Here is a 17,173-nt window from a genome sequence, read left to right on the forward strand (position 1 = left end):
CGGTGATGAAGAGTGAATATTCACATATACCGGAGAGAGGTTGGAGGATTTATTGAAATGCATTGAAACCGATTACTACCAGGGACAAAGTAGGATTGTACATATAAAAAATGGATAAATGATGTAAGGACATTATGTACTCAACTTCGTTTATTGAGAAGGATAATTATGAAAAAGATTGGAAACACCCCACACGTTAAAGGTTCTGGACGATACTGAAGCCATAAATGGTGGAGTATGAGGGGCAAGAGTTCTTTGGAATTTGTGGGAGGGAAGGACAAGTAGATAGACAAGTAGCTATTAAATTTGTCTCTTTATGCAAAGGAATGAAGAAGAGGAGTAGAATGACTGTGTAAAAACACAAAAACTATAAAAGAACTTAAGGTTTACGATCTCATCCAATGTTATAACCGAGTATTGTCGGTTCAAATACAATATGGAATAAGAAATGATTCATGCTTAGTGTAAGAAAAAATCGTTACTAAAAAATTTGTTCATAATACATATGATGTAGTAGACATTTAAGTTCAGGAATTTTATATATTTTCTTGGAGAATAAAGTCCGTGTTTCTGCGAATATTATGTTGACTTGTTCTTTATACAGAACTATAATGTGTAGTAACATAAGCTCAATATTTAAGGCATTTTTTTGGAGTATCGTTCGTTATATAGTACTTTCATTCTTAATAAGAAAAGGTGGGTCTCATGAGAAAGAAAACTATGATTTATGATGATCAAATGTCCAAAGATATCAACATCAAAGAGTATTTCGATGTATTGAGAGACCGCTTTTGGCTTATCTTTATCATTACTGTGTTGTCGACGGCTTTAGGATACGGGTACGGTCAGATGAATAGCATGTCCCTCTACCAAACGTCAACGAGAATTATCCTTGGAGCCGGTGAACAAGATATGGATATGAATACCTTGATGGTTATGATAAAAGATCCTCTTATAATGGGTGAAGTCCAGAATAATTTAGGATTGGAAGGATCTCCTGAAGCGTTAGCTAACCGGATACAAGTTTCCAGAATTGATGAATCTCAAGTCGTATTAATTTCAGTTACTGATACAGAAGCTGAACGTGCTGCGCAAATAGCGAACATGACAGCTAGTGTCTATAAAGAAAAAATTGTCGACATCTTGAATTATAAACAAGTTCAACTCCTATCAGAGGCAAGTGTTAATCCTGTTTCTATCAGCGGCAACCAAAATCGACCAATTTTCATTGCCTTTGTTTTTGGGCTAATTACCGGCATTGGTCTCGCATATTTATTGGACTCAATTGATGGAGCAGTTAAATCCAGGAGAGACATTGAAGATATCTTTGAACTCCCTGTTCTGGGTGAGATTTCTTATATGAATCGGCGGAATTCAGTAACAAAAAAAGTGAAAAAAGGTTCAGAAAATAGTGAGATCAGAGGTGAATCCATCGATGTTAAGCAAAATTAGGAACCTGTCAACTAAAAATAAGAAACCATTGGTAACGTACATGAATCCTAACTCTATAATATCCGAACAGTTCCGTACTATTCGGACAAATATACATTTTTTAACCGATCAGAATAAGCGTAAAGTGTTCTTAATAACTTCCCCCAATAAACAAGAAGGAACATCCACAGCGATTGCAAACTTAGCTGTTTCAATGGCCCAAAATCGAGAAAAAGTACTCTTAATAGACGCGAACTTAAGAAGCCCTACGTTACATCAAATATTTAAATCTTCTAATAATATTGGTCTAACTAACGTCATAAATGGAAGTTCAGAATTAAATGAAGCCATAGACCAAACTGGAATTGCTCAACTTCATTTATTGACAAGCGGAACCATTTCTCCTAACCCGTCAGATGTTCTTGGTGATTATCGGATGGAGGAATTACTTGAGAAAGTCGGAGGGATTTATGATCTTGTCCTAATTGACACGCCTTCTGTTTTAAAATCAACGGAAACAAGAATCTTGGCCAGCCTCTGTGATGGTGTTTTTATCCTTTTGAACCGTGGCAAGACGAAGATAGAGGAAGCGGAAGAATCAAAGAAAATCATGAATCTCGCTCATGCCAATGTATTAGGACTCTTATTGAATGATAATAAATAACGTATGATTTATCGTTCTTAATAAAGAATATTAATTCGTTAAAACGTGGTGATGTCTCCTTGCCATTATCAATGGAGGCACTCGGTCATGCTGTGGGTTGTGCGAGAAGCGTAACCTTAGACGCTAGTCGTCGATGGTGTGGCGTGAGGGCGGGTTGAATGCCCATTTTTAAAATTTTTAGGAGTAGGACGATTGGGTCCTATTCCTAAAAATTTTAAAACCCTTAAATATGATTGCGTACATCTAATGGATTTTAAAATAACGAAGGGAGTGAGTGTATGACCTATCGACAGAGGTTGTCTTTATTTATATTCATTGATTCTTGCATTATTCTAAGCTCAATTTTTATTGGTCAGTCATTGGTTGCTTCAGCTATAAATGTGCCAGTATATCCAACCTTAATAATGGTGTCGGCTATTATGACCAGTCATCTGTTCTATTCTTACCGTCTGAATCTTTATCGAAAAGCATGGGAATACGCCAGTATCGGAGAATTAATCCTTATTTTAAAAACTGTAACATATTCATCACTGACGACAGCTGGGATCCACTACTTCTTTTTTCAGACGATATATCCGAGGTTGATGATGGTTATTTGGATGATGAACCTCCTGGTCATTGGAGGTTCGCGGTTTGTTTGGAGAATATATCGCGACAATTATTTAAATCAATCAGAAATAAGTAAAAGGACATTGATAATAGGAGCAGGAGCTGCTGGAACTATGATAGCAAGGCAGCTTCAAAACAATCGTGATACGGACCTATTGCCTGTTGCTTTCATTGATGATAGTGCTAAGAAGCAGCGCTTAGATATTCTTGGTATTCCCGTTGTAGCAGGCACGAATGAAATTCAAAAGTATGTAAAAAAACTTGACATCGACAACATCATTATTGCTATTCCATCATTAAGTCGAAGAGGAATCCAAAACATTTCTAAAGAATGTGCTAAAACTGACGCCAAAACGCAAATTTTACCTATGTTAGAGGATTTGGTGACAGGAAAGGTCTCAGTCACACAGTTTCGAGATGTGAATGTGGAAGATTTATTAGGTCGCGATCCTGTTGATTTGGATATCAATCAAATTTCAGATTATGTCAATAATCAGGTGGTTCTTGTGACAGGAGCAGGTGGTTCAATTGGTTCCGAGATTTCCAGACAGATCGTTAAGTTTAAACCTAATCAGTTGATCTTGCTTGGGCATGGAGAAAATAGTATTCATGCCATTGAAATGGAACTTAAGGAAAACTACAAGGACCTAGGAATCGATATTCGAACGGAAATTGCCGATATTCAAGATGACCAAAGAATGATTGATATTTTTAATTTCTATCGTCCTGATGTCGTCTACCATGCTGCTGCACATAAACACGTACCTCTAATGGAACGTAATCCACAAGAAGCTGTAAAGAATAATATCATTGGTACTTTTAATTTGGCTAAAGCAGCTAGTTGGAGTAATACGGAAAGATTCGTCATGATTTCTTCAGATAAAGCGGTGAATCCAACAAGTGTGATGGGAGCAACTAAACGCTTGGCTGAAATTATCATTCAAAACATGAATAAAGTGAGTGAAACGAAGTTTGTTGCTGTGCGCTTTGGTAATGTGCTAGGAAGTAGAGGAAGTGTAATTCCTATTTTCACAAAACAAATTGAAAAAGGGGGACCAGTAAAAGTTACCCACCCTGACATGGTTCGTTTTTTCATGACTATCCCTGAGGCATCCAGTCTCGTTATACAAGCAGGTGCTCTGACCAAAGGTGGAGAAATTTTCGTGCTTGATATGGGTGAACCTGTAAAAATTGTCGACCTTGCTGAAAATTTAATTAAACTTTCAGGGCATAGCATTGACGAGATTGGTGTTGAATTTACAGGCATTCGTCCCGGAGAGAAATTATATGAAGAGCTTTTAAAAGATGAAGAAATCGAAAAGGAGCAAGTCTATCCAAAAATTCACTTGGGAAGAGCGGCGGATATAGTCATGGATGATATCGAGGAAATGATAGATAAATATCAGCACCTTGATAAAGACACGTTAAGAAAGCAGTTGTTGTTTTTAGCGAATAAAAAAGGGTTGTCCAGACCTGAATCTCCGGTATCTATTACAAGTTGATAAAGGTGGAAAAAATCATGTCAAACAAAGTTCTTTTTTGCGCTACTGTTGATTACCACTTTAAACTGTTTCACATCCCATATATGCAGTGGTTTAAGAAACAAGGATGGGAAGTTCATGTCGCAGCAAATGGAAATATGGAGCTCCCTTATGTAGATGTGAAGTATGATATCCCGATTCAGCGTTCTCCGTTCGCCCATAAAAACATAGAGGCATATAGAATATTAAGATATTTAATAAGGGAAAACCAGTACCAAATCGTTCACTGTCATACACCAATGGGGGGAACATTGGCACGGCTGGCAGCACGCTCTGCTAGAAAAAGAGGCACCAAAGTGATCTATACCGCTCACGGTTTTCATTTTTGCAAAGGAGCTCCCCTCCCTAATTGGTTATTGTATTATCCAATTGAAAGGAAGTTGGCTTCGTATACGGATTGCCTGATTACAATCAATCAGGAAGATTTTCAGTTGGCGAAGAAAAGATTTAAAACTAAACATATTGAACATGTAAATGGTGTCGGCGTGAATACGGATGAATTTAAACCGTTATCCATTAATGAGAAGACGAAAGCTAGAAAGTCATACGGTTATAAACCGGATGACTTTCTATTGTTTTATGCAGCAGAATTCAATAAAAATAAGAACCAAAAACTCTTAATAGAAGCACTTGCAAGAATCAATAATAGCGGACAGAACATTAAGCTTTTATTAGCAGGTAAAGGTAAGCTTCAAGATAAGTGTAAACAGCTAGCTGAAGAATTGGGAGTAAGGGAGAATGTTAGGTTTCTTGGCTATGTTAAGGATATTAAGAAAATTGTCTCGGTATGTGATGTAGCTGTAGGGTCAAGCTTACGGGAAGGTTTACCTGTCAATATTATGGAGGCAATGGCATGTGGCCTACCAGTAGTTGCTACATTTAACAGAGGGCATGCGGAATTGGTAGTGAATCATAGAAACGGTTATATTGTTCCTGTTCATGATATAGAGGGTTTCTCGAGACATCTCTTGGATATATACCAGTCTAGAGAGACCTATAAAGCAATGAGCAAGGAAAGTTTAAACAGGGTAAATAAATACTCGATTAATCAAGTAGAGAAATCCTTAAATAGAATTTATCTTAGCTACATGATGGAGGAGCAAAATGGTAGCAAAAGTAAGTATAATCGTGCCTATATATAATATGGAAAAATATATCCATCGGTGCTTAGATAGCATTTTAGTTCAATCTTTAAAAGACATAGAACTAGTTTTAGTCAATGATGGATCGACAGACACCTCGGAATTTATTTTAAATGAATATGAAGAAAGAGACGTGAGAGTAAAAGTACTTCATAAGAAAAATGGTGGTGTCTCTTCTGCTAGAAATGCCGGTATTGAAATTGCCACTGGCGAATTTGTAGGTTTTGTCGATCCCGATGATTGGATAGAAAGTACGATGTATAAAGAAATGTATGAGGCAGCTATGGAAGAACGAGCAGATGTAGTCATGTGCTCTTATGTAAGGGAGTTTGGGACTCATTCTAAAATAAAGGATTTCCATTTACCCAGGAAGGTTAGTTATGAGAAGGAAGAAGTGCATAAACACATTCAAAGAAAGCTGATCGGTCCTTTAGATAAAGAGTTAGCTCGACCAGAATTATTAGATGCTTGGGGGACCGTTTGGTCTAAATTGTATAAAAATGAAATATTACAAAAATATGCTGTGAGGTTTCAAGATCTGGATAAAATTGGTACAAATGAGGATTCCTTATTTAATATACAATTCCTAAAATATACGAGCAAATTCATTTTTTTAAATCAACCTTTCTACCATTACTGGCGGGAAAATGAAAATTCAATTACATCCACATATAAACCCGATTTACTGGAAAAATGGTTTTATTTATATCAATTAATGGCAGAAGGAACGAATGATGATTCTGTATATCAGACAGCATTAAAGAATAGGATTTGTCTTAATACATTGGGCCTGGGTTTAAATGTCATAGGGAAAGACAATCCACAATCCATAATGAAAAAAATTCTAACAATAAAAGATTCTTTAGAAGATTTTCGAATAAGGAATGCTTTTAAACATTTCGAATTAACACACTTCCCAATTGTATGGAAGCTTTTTTATTTTCTAGCAAAGAAACGTCATGCGACAGGGGTCTATTCCTTATTAATAGCCATCAATTTCCTAAGGAAGGTAAGGTGAAGGGAAAATTGTGAAGCCTATAAGAGTTCTCCAAGTAGCAACAATTATGAATCGTGGTGGTCTGGAGACCATGTTAATGAATTATTATCGACAAATGGATAGAAGTAAGATTCAATTTGATTTTATGGTTCATAGGGGAGAAGAGGGACATTATGATGAAGAAATTAGAAGTTTAGGTGGAAAGATCTATCGAATGCCACAAATAAAGCCAGGCAATTATAGAAAGTATTTCAAGCTTCTAGATCAGTTTTTTATTGATCATAAGGAATACAAAGTTATACATTCACACATTAATGAAAACAGTAGCTTTGTTTTAAGAGCTGCAAAGCGAGCATATATCCCTTGTAGAATTGCTCACAGTCACCTAAGTGATTTGTCTTTAGACTATAAATTCCCTTTCCGCATCTATGCTAAGACAGCAATGAAGAATCAACCGACGCACTACTTTGCTTGTTCAAATAAAGCGGGAGAATGGTTATTCGGAAAAAATGTATTGAAATCTGACAGGGTTCATGTATTAAATAATGCTGTAAACACAGAGGAATTTAGATTTGACCTTAAAAGGAGGACAAAAATAAGAAAAGAACTAGGACTCAAAGAAAATCAATTAGTTATTGGTCATATCGGAAGGTTTAATCCTCAAAAAAACCATGAGTACTTAATTGACATTTTCCAAGAAGTCCATCGTAGGAGACCGGATTCGGTATTAATCTTAGCTGGTGATGGTGTGTTAAGGCGAAGAATTGAAAGGAAAGTGGAGGAACTTGGATTAACACCATTTGTGAAATTCTTAGGAGTCAGGAAAGATGTACCGAACCTAATGCAAGGGTTTGACTTATTTCTATTTCCTTCTTTATACGAAGGGCTGCCCGTAGTTTTAGTTGAGGCACAAGCAGCCGGTTTGCCATGTGTAGTGGCAGACACAATCACGACAGAGGCGAAAATTACGGATACACTTTTATATGAGGGTTTGGAAAGTTCACCCTCTCTATGGGCTGAGAAAATATTAGATTTGGATGTACCCCGTGTCGATACAACCGAAGAACTCAGTTCTAAAGGGTATGATACGGAGTCCATGGCAGGCTGGCTGACAGACTATTATAAAAAATATTACGTGGCCAAGTGAGGAGGAAATTAATGAAGCCATTACTGACAATCTTCACTCCTACCTTTAATAGGGCGCATACTTTACATTTGTGTTTTCAAAGTCTTGAAAGGCAAACATGTAAAGACTTTATATGGTTGATTATTGACGATGGTTCTGATGATGATACACACGAATTAGTACAAGAGTGGATGAATTCCAGTACGATGAATATTAAATATCACTTCCAAGAGAACCAAGGGATGCATGGGGCTCATAATAAAGCCTATGAGTTGATCGAGACAGAGTTGAACGTTTGCATTGACTCGGATGACTACTTAGCAAATAACGCGGTGGAAAATATAATTAAATTTTGGAAAAATAATGGAGGAGTTCACTATGCAGGCCTCGTTGGACTCGATGCTGATCCAGAAGGACGAGTAATTGGGACGGGTTTTCCTCCTCATTTGAAAGAATCCACTCTTACTAATTTATACAGTAAACATAAAGTAAAAGGAGATAAAAAGCTAGTCTATCGTTCTGAGATCACAAAAGAGGTGCCTCCTTATCCTTTGTTTAAAGGAGAAAAATATTGTCCACTAAGTTATAAATATGTATTGATAGATAAAGCATACCCTTTGTTAATTATGGATGAAGTTATTTGCCATGTGGAATATAGGGAAGATGGATCAAGCTTAAATATGATTCATCAATATAGAAAGAATCCTCAAGGGTTTTCTTTCTTTAGAAAGGTAGCAATGGAATATGCACCTAGTCTGAAAGATCGGTTGAGAGAATCTATCCATTATGTATCAAGCAGTTTGATGGCAAAAAACCTTTCTTTCATAAAGCAATCTCCCTGTAAGGTCACGACTATGTTAATGACACCAGCTGGTTTTCTTTTGTATTTGTATATTCAAAATACAGACAAAGCAACTGTCATGAAAGCTAGGCGGTAATGGCTGGGGAGGAAGAAATATGTCCATTCTCTATATGAACTTAGGGTTAGTGTATATGCTCTCTATGTTTGCAAGAAAAGTCCAATCCTCTTCAATAAGGGTGTCTTATCTTGTACCAGCGAGGGTAGCAGTCTTTTTAGCAATTGTCGTCTTTGTTTGTGTCAGCGGTCTAAGGAAAAACATAGGTGATACTTTTTTCTATATGCACTCGTATGAGATAACCACATATACTTGGAGTCAAGTTCAAGCTCAAAGTGATATAGGTTTCGGCCTGTTGCAGATGTTTCTTAAAAATATTTCAGGTGATCCACAGTTGTTAGTGTTTACAACTGCACTAATAACAAATACATTAATTGTTTTAGTATTGTACAATTATTCCAAGTTATTTGAATTGAGTTTATATGTTTATATTACAGGTGGGTTATTTATTGTTTCTATGAATGGGATTAGGCAAGTTCTTGCTGCGGCAATAGCTTTCACAGCAATAAAGTACATTATGAATGGAAACATGAAACGATATATAGCTGTTGTGCTGGTAGCATCACTGTTCCATCAAAGTGCCCTCATATTAATTCCCATTTACTTTCTAGTTCGCTTTAAAGCTTGGTCTAAAGCTACAGTAGCTTTATTACTTCTTTCTGTTGTAATCGTAGTGGGGTTTGAGCAGTTCTCAAATCTATTATTCAATACTATCGAAGGGACACAGTATGAAGAATATAAAGATTTTCAAGAAGGAGGAGCTAATTTCTTACGAGTTGTCGTTTATGGCGCTCCTTTAATTGTGGCATTCTTTGGTAAAGATAAATTGAGAGAGATCTTTCCAAATAGTGATTACATGGTAAATTTAACTCTAGTTGGTTTAGTTTTTATGATTGTTTCAACTCAAAATTGGATTTTTGCTAGATTCTCTATTTATTTCACACTATATCAGTTAATTCTCATATCGTGGATTGTTAAGCTTTTTCGCCCAAGGGATGAAAAGCTTATTTATTTTGCGCTTATTGTTTTATATTTTGGTTATTTTTATTTTGAAAACGACTTAAACATGAATCTCCAATATGAAAGCGACTATCTTGTTTGGTAGTACGGTTAGGAGGATTATAAATGACTGTTCTTATTACAGGGGGGGCGGGCTACATTGGTAGTCACACCTGTGTGGAGTTGTTGAGGGCTGGTTATGAGATCGTAGTAGTTGATAATTTCTCTAATAGTTATCCAGAAGCACTGAGAAGAGTAAAAGAAATTACTGGGAAAAATTTTCACACGTACCCCATAGATTTATTGGACAAGGAAGGGCTGGAAAGCATCTTCTTAGAGCATAAAATATCCTCTGTCATTCATTTTGCTGGGTTAAAAGCTGTAGGCGAGTCCGTCTCGGAACCTCTTTGGTACTATAGGAACAACGTCATTGGAACAATCATTTTATGTGAAGTGATGAAGAAAAATGACGTGAAGAACCTAGTATTTAGTTCGTCAGCAACTGTATATGGTAAGCCAGATACTGTACCTATACCTGAGGATTCGTTATTAGAAACGACCAACCCTTATGGGAGAACAAAGCATATGATAGAAGATATTCTTATGGATGTTTATGTCGCAGATCCTGAATGGAGCATAGCTCGGTTAAGATACTTCAATCCAATAGGTGCTCACATAAGTGGGAAAATTGGAGAAGCACCTCAAGGAACACCGAATAATTTACTCCCTTATATTTCTCAAGTTGCTGTTGGGAAGTTAAATGAATTAAAGGTCTTTGGGAATGATTATGAAACCCAAGACGGGACAGGGGTGCGCGACTACATACATGTCGTGGACTTATCTATTGGTCATGTGAAAGCTTTAGAAAAGGTAGAGAGTGAAAGAGGGGTTCATACTTATAATTTAGGGACAGGTAGAGGATATAGCGTTCTAGAGATGGTTGAAGCGTTTGAAAAAGCCTCTGGTCAAGAAATTCCCTATACCGTTTTAGGAAGGCGTCCAGGTGATATTCCCGTATGCTTTGCAGATACGAGAAAAGCTTTTGAAGAACTTAGTTGGAGAGCAGAAAGAGGTATTAGTGAAATGTGTAAAGACGCATGGAGATGGCAATGGAAAAATCCAGAAGGCTATAATCCTATAGAATCAGATCACCAAAGTTCGTTGGAGAAAGAGTCTACGAAGTTTTTTGTTAAGCCACACCAAGAGAAGGTTCTTAAATAAATTGAAGTAGATGACCTAAACAAGTAAAGAGATGATAAAGAGACTTTCATATCATGTAAATAAAAGGGGTGAAAAATATGATGAAAAGGATATTAGATTTGCTCATTTCCTTGATATTAATTATCTTACTAGTTTTCATTTTCCTATTAGTTAGTTTAATAGTGAGAGTGAAAATGGGATCCCCTATCTTATTTAAACAAAAAAGAATTGGGCTGGATGGAATACCATTCGAACTCTATAAATTTCGAACGATGAATAATCGAAGAGATGATAGTGGAAATTTACTTTCCGACAAACAACGATTGACATCCACTGGTCTTTTCTTAAGAAGGTATTCTTTAGATGAAATTCCACAACTGCTAAATGTAATCAAGGGAGAGATGAGTATCGTCGGGCCAAGACCATTATTGCTGGAATATCTACCTTTATACAATGACGAACAAATATTGAGGAATCTTGTTAGACCAGGAATTACAGGATGGGCTCAAATCAATGGAAGGAATGCCATCAGCTGGGAAGAGAAATTTAAATTAGATGTTTGGTATGTGAATAATCAAACGCTTTTTCTTGATTTTAAAATTTTATTTATAACATTTTTCAAAGTAATAAAAAGAGAAGGTATTCATCAGGATAGCCATGCGACTATGGAAAAATTTAAAGGCACCCGGGGTGTGATGTGAGTGGACATCTTTTTGATTGGTGATGGCGGTCATAGTAAAGTTATTCAAGATATTATCCATGCCGAAGGTAAGCATAAAGTTATTGGGGTGTTCGATGATAAATATAAAAGTGAAGCCATAAGGAAGGGGGTATTAAGTGGCCCTGTCCATTCAGTATTTGAACGAATGCAAGAAAATGCAGGGTTTGTTCTAGCTATAGGGAATAATAGAATCCGTAAAAATCTGGTTGAACAATTACAAATCAATACCACGCGTTTTATCTCGGTGATTCATCCTACAGCTATCGTGAGTCCTTCAGCCACAATAGGTCGAGGAACTGTTGTTATGCCTAAAGTCGTGGTTAATGCAAATGCAATAGTTAGCGATCACTGCATTTTAAATACCGGGTCAACGGTAGAACACAATTGTTTTGTTAATCATTTTACACATGTTTCTCCATCGGCTACATTGACTGGTCAGGTGTACCTTGGAGAGGGTGTAGACATAGGAGCTGCGGCCACCATCATCCCAGGATTGAAAGTTGGAAGTTGGTCAATTATTGGAGCGGGAGCGACAGTAGTTGAAGATATTGATGCAAACCAGACGGCAGTGGGATGCCCTGCAAAAGTCATTTCAAAAGCTTCAGTAAATTAAAAGGATGTGTGTTAATGAGTCATTCTAAAATATATTTGTCGCCGCCACACATGACTGGAAATGAACAGAAGTATATCAATGAGGCATTCGATTCAAATTGGATTGCCCCTGTAGGGAGAAATATTGATTTATTTGAACAGGATATCGCTCATTATGTAGGAGCTAAGGGAGCTGTCGCTGTCAGTTCAGGAACAGCTGCGATTCACTTAGCTCTTTCTTTATTAGGGGTAAAAAAAGGAGATACAGTGTTCTGTTCAAGTTTAACGTTCGTGGCAAGTGCCAACCCTATCCTTTATCAAAGTGCTGATCCTGTTTTCATTGATTCAGAACCAGAATCTTGGAATATGTCCCCTCAAGCATTAAATCGAGCATTAGTAGAAGCAAAGAAAAAAGGCAAACTACCCAAAGCAATCATTGTCGTTCACCTTTATGGGCAGCCAGCAAAGATGGAGGAAATCATGGAGTTGAGTGAAGCTTATGATGTTCCGGTGGTCGAAGATGCAGCGGAAAGCTTAGGTTCTACCTATCAGAATCAAATGACCGGATCGTTTGGAAAATTTGGAGTTTTTTCTTTTAATGGGAATAAAATTATTACCACATCAGGTGGTGGAGCATTAGTATCAGACGATTTAGAAGCGTTGGACCGTGCTAGATTTTTAGCCACACAAGCTCGTGACCCGGCTATTTATTATCAACATAGTCAACTGGGGTTTAACTACCGTTTGAGTAATATCCTGGCTGGCATTGGCCGTGCGCAAATGGAGGTAATTGAAGACCGAGTCCAAAGCCGAAAAGAAGTTTTTGAATCCTACAAAAGAGCACTATCAGAATATGTTGACTTTCAATGTAATTACCAAAGTGAAAGGAATCTTTGTAGAGAAAATCGATGGTTAACAGCATTCACTTGTGTTGATAGTGTAGAACCGCTTGAAATCATAGAGCATTTAAGGGAGCAAAATATAGAAGCACGGCCCATTTGGAAACCTCTTCACCTCCAACCTTTGTTTGAAAAATGTATGTATTATACCCACTCTATTTCAGAAAACGTATCAGAAGAAATTTTCCGTTCTGGCTTGTGCCTTCCTTCTGGATCGAACTTATCTAAGGAAGACCAAGGGAAAATTATTGATATCTTACTTAAGAATCTAAGAAAAGAAAGTTTGATCGAAGAAATTGTATAGAAAATTGAGGTATGCCTTATGATTGGGGAAAACATACAGAACTTGCGAAAACAAAGAGGGATGTCCTTAACGGTATTAGCAGAATACGCAGATATATCCAAGTCTTATTTAAGCAATATTGAAAGGAATTTAAACAAAAATCCATCCGTGCACATGGTTGGTAAAATCGCTGACGTATTAGAAGTCAGCCCTTTAGAACTTCTTGGACTCGAACAAGAAAATGAGATTGAACCTGAATGGTTGGATTTTATACATGAATTAAAAAGAATTGGAGTGGATAAAGAAAGAATAAAAGAGTACAAGTTGTTAATTGATTTTATCAATTGGCAACACGAGGTCCAAAGGAGATCCTATCAAAAAATAGAGGTGGGCAATGAAGACTACAAAAAAGATTCCTAAGGTGATTCATTATTGCTGGTTTGGTGGTAAAGAGAAACCTTATATAGTGAAAGAGTGTATAGATAGTTGGCAAACGCACCTTTCTGAATACAAAATCATAGAGTGGAATGAAACAAATTTCGATGTCCATTCTAACCAGTATATTAAAGAGGCATATGAAGCTGAAAAGTTTGCATTTGTCAGTGATTATGTAAGACTCTATGCTCTTTACCATGTAGGTGGGATTTATTTAGATACGGATGTAATGGTCTATAAACCATTTGATGATCTGCTACTAGGTGAAGCTTTTTGGGGATTCGAACAAGAAGAATATATTGCGACCAGTACTTTTGGTGCAAGAAAGGGTCATCCATTTATTAAAGAATTCATGGAAGATTATCATCAGCGGTATTTTCTTAAAAGCAATGGGGAATTTGATGATGTCACGAACGTAGCAAAGGTTACAAAACTTCTGACAGATAGAGGCCTTGTTCGTAATGGTAAAAAACAATGTATTGAAGGAGTAGGAACTATTTATACCCAGGAATACTTTTCACCATATGACTATATCAATTGTAGAGAAATAAAAAGTAACGACACCTACGCGATGCACTTGTTTTATCAAAGTTGGTTGCCTAAATCCACTCGAATAAAGAAGAATATTAAGAAAACATTATCAAGAGTAATTGGTGGGGAGAATGTTTATAGGGTGAGGAAATTAATCCAAAAGAATTAAGGAGTCATCTTACCATGATAAAAAAAGTAATTTCTACATTAGTAAAGGATTCAAGAAGTCGTGGTGGATATTATGCACTATTAATGAATATTTCCCATGCTTGGGGGATTTTACGGGCTTTATTTTATAAGCTCATATATTTAAGAAATATACAGTCTACGATATTCTCTCTTCAATCTAACAGCAGACTCGAAGTTTATAACAAAGAAGCTAAAATAAAAATAGGTAAATTTGTATATGTAAGGAAAAACGCAAGTTTACGTGTAGACCTAAAGGGTGAGTTATCTATAGGAGACAAAGTATTCCTCAATGATAATTGTAATATTAATTGTGTAAATAAAATAACCATTGGCGAAAAAACAAAAATAGCTTCCGGTGTTTCAATCAATGATCATGATCATAACTTTAAAACGGAAGGTAATCATCTTTTGGTTGGTGAAGTGCATATTGGAAAGAATGTCTGGATTGGTTCGAATGTTGTTATTTTAAAGGATACTTTCATTGGAGATCATTCAGTTATAGCGGCTGGGAGTGTTGTTAAAGGTCATGTTCCAGAAAATACGGTTTTCATAAATAAAAGGGAAAATGAATATAAAAATATTCTTAAGCCAACGGGTATGCGTGATGCTTTATGAAAAAGAGTATATTGATTACTGTGTACAATATGGAAATAGGTGGGATTGAACGTAGTCTGATTAATTTATTGGAAAGTTTCGACTATAATCGCTTTGAAGTTGATTTATTGGTATTTGAACATACTGGGGAATTTATGGATCTAATTCCAGAACAGGTTCGTGTATTGCCTGAAATCAAGAGTTATTCCGTCTTTCGCAGACCGATAAAGGATTGTGTGAAAGAAGGTCATGTGATCACGTCATTTATTAGGGTAGTAAGTAAGTTTCAGGCTGGTATAAAGGCTAGAAGAATGAAGTTAATTGAGGGATCAGGATATATCCAAATGCAGCTTGCAATGAAGAATGCCGTTCATTTTCTGCCTAAACTAAAGGCGAAATATGATGTAGCTATTAGTTACGCTTGGCCTCATGAAATTGTGGCAGAAAGGGTTCCAGCTGACTTGAAAATTGCCTGGATCCATACAGATTACAGCAAGTTGGAAATTGACCATAGACTTGATTTATTACAGTGGGCTAAATTTGATCACATCATATCCATATCTGAAGATGTGACAAGAACTTTTATAGACCAATATCCCAGTTTAGAAAAAAGAGTTCACTTGATGGAGAATATTTCATCCCCATCCTTTATCATGAAAAGAGCTGAGGCCACCATAAATGAATGGGACTCAGGTAATTTTAGTATTCTATCAGTAGGAAGGTTATCATTCGTGAAAGGCTACGATCGAGCAGTAAAAGCCTTGAAAATACTTCACGACAGAGGTTACACAACAATTAAATGGTATGTTGTTGGCTATGGAGGTTATCGGAAAGAACTGGTGGACCTCATAAAAGAACATAACCTAGAAAATCATTTTGTTTTGTTAGATAAAAAAATAAATCCTTATCCTTATATGAAACTTTGCGATTTATACGTTCAACCATCCAGATACGAAGGTAAAGCAGTAACTGTTACAGAAGCCATGATTTTGCAAAAGCCTATCCTCCTTACAAATTATCCTACAGCCAACAGTCAAGTAATAGATGGTTACAATGGAATCATTTGCGGTCAAACTCCTGAGGAAATTGCAGATAGCATTCAACTTTTATTCGAAGATGATTATTTAAGAATAAGGTTAAAGAATAATATAGACCCGACCACTTATGGAAATACCAGCGAAGTTGAAAAGTTGTACGCAATTATAGAAGATAAATCTTCGTATCAAAATGATTTATTGATGATGAAAGGTTAAAATAAGGCAGGTGACAGAATGACTGTTAAGGTAAGTGTAGTAATCCCAGTTTATAATTCGGAAAATTATATTGAACGTTGTATCCAATCCCTGCTAAATCAACAACTTTATCATTGCGAATTTATTTTTATTAACGATGGGTCAACCGACAGAAGTAAACAAATAATAGATAGATATAAGAAACTGGATTCGAGAATATTATTGATTAACCAAAGCAATAAGGGGGTAAGTGCAGCAAGAAACGTAGGGTTATCCTTATGCAGAGGGGAGTATGTCGGGTTTGTAGACGCTGATGACGAAGTTAAAGATAGCATGTTTGAAACTCTATATAATAAAGCTGTTACTGGAGACATTGATTTACTAATATCAAATTTTGAAAGTGGGGAAGATTTAAGTAACCCAATGAAATGCGTGAAATATGCATTTCCTGAGTCCGTTCCGTTAAGTAAACATATGGTTGTGTCTTACTTATTGGAAAAAGAAGATTGCAACTCCGTATGTAACAAACTTTATAAACGAAGCCTTCTTAAAGAATACAATATTAAATTTCCAAGTCATCTTTCACATGGAGAAGATGGCTTTTTTAATTTAAATGTTTCCCTCTATTCTGTGGCTATTGAATATATCAACTTTTCTGGATACCTTTACAGAGATGTTCCAGGAAGTGCAACGAGAAACATGGTTCACAATGATTATTTCAAGAAAGCATTATCCATATATCACCATGCGGTCCCAGAGAAGTGTTTTCATATCATTAGTAAATCACAGGTGGAATTACTCCAATCGAAAAAGCTGATTAAAAGCGTGATTTCCTATACTTATCTCTATTATTCCTTCTTTAAGACTGATGGATTCAAAGAGAAGAATAAGTATGTATATCAAATGATTACCCATCCAGGGGTTAGAAAAGCAATAGCGAAAAGCTTTCCTTCCTATTTTAAAGAAGTCAGTAAATATGAAAAAGCATTACTAATAATGATTAAAATTAAATCGATAATAGGGATTTACGTATTAATGACCTATAGTCTAAAGAAAAACAATCAAATGTAGG

17 protein-coding genes are annotated in these 17,173 nt (G+C 36.2%); all 17 read left to right on the forward strand.

Annotated elements, in window-relative coordinates; translation table 11 throughout:
- Positions 1-705: 705 nt before the first annotated feature.
- On the forward strand, positions 706-1,452 hold the full coding sequence (locus GLW00_RS03475) for a YveK family protein (protein ID WP_202412342.1): 747 nt from the start codon (positions 706-708) through the stop codon (positions 1,450-1,452).
- The gene (locus GLW00_RS03480; RefSeq protein ID WP_160911261.1) at positions 1,436-2,095 is read left to right on the forward strand and encodes a CpsD/CapB family tyrosine-protein kinase; all 660 of its coding nucleotides are present in this window, start codon (positions 1,436-1,438) and stop codon (positions 2,093-2,095) included. Before GLW00_RS03475 ends, GLW00_RS03480 begins: the two co-directional genes overlap by 17 nt.
- Positions 2,096-2,373: 278 nt before the next feature.
- The gene (locus tag GLW00_RS03485; RefSeq protein ID WP_160911262.1) at positions 2,374-4,206 is read left to right on the forward strand and encodes a polysaccharide biosynthesis protein; all 1,833 of its coding nucleotides are present in this window, start codon (positions 2,374-2,376) and stop codon (positions 4,204-4,206) included.
- A 17-nt stretch (positions 4,207-4,223) separates the two neighbouring features.
- On the forward strand, positions 4,224-5,387 hold the full coding sequence (locus tag GLW00_RS03490; protein ID WP_160911263.1) for a glycosyltransferase family 4 protein: 1,164 nt from the start codon (positions 4,224-4,226) through the stop codon (positions 5,385-5,387).
- Positions 5,350-6,405: a glycosyltransferase family 2 protein gene (locus GLW00_RS03495; RefSeq protein ID WP_160911264.1), complete on the forward strand. Its 1,056-nt coding sequence runs from the start codon at positions 5,350-5,352 to the stop codon at positions 6,403-6,405. Before GLW00_RS03490 ends, GLW00_RS03495 begins: the two co-directional genes overlap by 38 nt.
- Before the next feature lie 46 nt (positions 6,406-6,451).
- Positions 6,452-7,531: a glycosyltransferase family 1 protein gene (locus GLW00_RS03500; protein WP_202412386.1), complete on the forward strand. Its 1,080-nt coding sequence runs from the start codon at positions 6,452-6,454 to the stop codon at positions 7,529-7,531.
- An 11-nt stretch (positions 7,532-7,542) separates the two neighbouring features.
- Positions 7,543-8,448 carry a glycosyltransferase family 2 protein gene (locus tag GLW00_RS03505; protein WP_160911266.1) on the forward strand — a complete coding sequence of 302 codons (906 nt, stop codon included), beginning with the start codon at positions 7,543-7,545 and terminating at the stop codon, positions 8,446-8,448.
- Positions 8,449-8,467: 19 nt separating this feature from the next.
- Positions 8,468-9,532 (forward strand): EpsG family protein, encoded by a 1,065-nt coding sequence (locus GLW00_RS03510; protein WP_160911267.1) that lies wholly within the window; start codon positions 8,468-8,470, stop codon positions 9,530-9,532.
- 20 nt (positions 9,533-9,552) lie between these two features.
- The gene (gene galE / locus GLW00_RS03515; protein ID WP_160911268.1) at positions 9,553-10,647 is read left to right on the forward strand and encodes a UDP-glucose 4-epimerase GalE; all 1,095 of its coding nucleotides are present in this window, start codon (positions 9,553-9,555) and stop codon (positions 10,645-10,647) included.
- Between the two features lie 80 nt (positions 10,648-10,727).
- Positions 10,728-11,327, forward strand: a complete 600-nt coding sequence (locus tag GLW00_RS03520) for a sugar transferase (RefSeq protein WP_160911852.1) — start codon at positions 10,728-10,730, stop codon at positions 11,325-11,327.
- Entirely contained in the window at positions 11,328-11,960 is a 633-nt protein-coding gene (locus tag GLW00_RS03525) for an acetyltransferase (RefSeq protein ID WP_160911270.1), read from the forward strand.
- 14 nt (positions 11,961-11,974) lie between these two features.
- Entirely contained in the window at positions 11,975-13,141 is a 1,167-nt protein-coding gene (locus tag GLW00_RS03530; protein ID WP_160911272.1) for an aminotransferase class I/II-fold pyridoxal phosphate-dependent enzyme, read from the forward strand.
- An 18-nt stretch (positions 13,142-13,159) separates the two neighbouring features.
- Positions 13,160-13,540, forward strand: a complete 381-nt coding sequence (locus GLW00_RS03535) for a helix-turn-helix domain-containing protein (RefSeq protein ID WP_160911274.1) — start codon at positions 13,160-13,162, stop codon at positions 13,538-13,540.
- Positions 13,515-14,255 (forward strand): capsular polysaccharide synthesis protein, encoded by a 741-nt coding sequence (locus tag GLW00_RS03540; RefSeq protein WP_160911276.1) that lies wholly within the window; start codon positions 13,515-13,517, stop codon positions 14,253-14,255. The genes GLW00_RS03535 and GLW00_RS03540 overlap by 26 nt, the downstream gene beginning before the upstream one ends.
- A gap of 14 nt (positions 14,256-14,269) precedes the next feature.
- The gene (locus GLW00_RS03545) at positions 14,270-14,890 is read left to right on the forward strand and encodes an acyltransferase (protein ID WP_237417403.1); all 621 of its coding nucleotides are present in this window, start codon (positions 14,270-14,272) and stop codon (positions 14,888-14,890) included.
- Entirely contained in the window at positions 14,887-16,122 is a 1,236-nt protein-coding gene (locus GLW00_RS03550) for a glycosyltransferase (protein ID WP_160911277.1), read from the forward strand. The genes GLW00_RS03545 and GLW00_RS03550 overlap by 4 nt, the downstream gene beginning before the upstream one ends.
- Before the next feature lie 18 nt (positions 16,123-16,140).
- Positions 16,141-17,172 (forward strand): glycosyltransferase family 2 protein, encoded by a 1,032-nt coding sequence (locus GLW00_RS03555; protein ID WP_160911279.1) that lies wholly within the window; start codon positions 16,141-16,143, stop codon positions 17,170-17,172.
- Position 17,173: the final 1 nt, after the last annotated feature.

Origin of the sequence: Halobacillus litoralis, from assembly GCF_009856445.1 — a bacterium.
Taxonomy (GTDB): domain Bacteria; phylum Bacillota; class Bacilli; order Bacillales; family Halobacillaceae; genus Halobacillus; species Halobacillus litoralis.

Coding starts and splice junctions, on each gene's coding strand:
- GLW00_RS03550 (WP_160911277.1), top strand. CDS start 14,887: ATGAAAAAGAGTATATTGATTACTGTGTACAATATGGAAATAGGTGGG.
- galE (WP_160911268.1), top strand. CDS start 9,553: ATGACTGTTCTTATTACAGGGGGGGCGGGCTACATTGGTAGTCACACC.
- GLW00_RS03500 (WP_202412386.1), top strand. CDS start 6,452: ATGAATCGTGGTGGTCTGGAGACCATGTTAATGAATTATTATCGACAA.
- GLW00_RS03555 (WP_160911279.1), top strand. CDS start 16,141: ATGACTGTTAAGGTAAGTGTAGTAATCCCAGTTTATAATTCGGAAAAT.
- GLW00_RS03490 (WP_160911263.1), top strand. CDS start 4,224: ATGTCAAACAAAGTTCTTTTTTGCGCTACTGTTGATTACCACTTTAAA.
- GLW00_RS03510 (WP_160911267.1), top strand. CDS start 8,468: ATGTCCATTCTCTATATGAACTTAGGGTTAGTGTATATGCTCTCTATG.
- GLW00_RS03495 (WP_160911264.1), top strand. CDS start 5,350: ATGGTAGCAAAAGTAAGTATAATCGTGCCTATATATAATATGGAAAAA.
- GLW00_RS03540 (WP_160911276.1), top strand. CDS start 13,515: ATGAAGACTACAAAAAAGATTCCTAAGGTGATTCATTATTGCTGGTTT.
- GLW00_RS03505 (WP_160911266.1), top strand. CDS start 7,543: ATGAAGCCATTACTGACAATCTTCACTCCTACCTTTAATAGGGCGCAT.
- GLW00_RS03520 (WP_160911852.1), top strand. CDS start 10,728: ATGAAAAGGATATTAGATTTGCTCATTTCCTTGATATTAATTATCTTA.
- GLW00_RS03485 (WP_160911262.1), top strand. CDS start 2,374: ATGACCTATCGACAGAGGTTGTCTTTATTTATATTCATTGATTCTTGC.
- GLW00_RS03535 (WP_160911274.1), top strand. CDS start 13,160: ATGATTGGGGAAAACATACAGAACTTGCGAAAACAAAGAGGGATGTCC.
- GLW00_RS03530 (WP_160911272.1), top strand. CDS start 11,975: ATGAGTCATTCTAAAATATATTTGTCGCCGCCACACATGACTGGAAAT.
- GLW00_RS03480 (WP_160911261.1), top strand. CDS start 1,436: ATGTTAAGCAAAATTAGGAACCTGTCAACTAAAAATAAGAAACCATTG.
- GLW00_RS03545 (WP_237417403.1), top strand. CDS start 14,270: ATGATAAAAAAAGTAATTTCTACATTAGTAAAGGATTCAAGAAGTCGT.
- GLW00_RS03475 (WP_202412342.1), top strand. CDS start 706: ATGAGAAAGAAAACTATGATTTATGATGATCAAATGTCCAAAGATATC.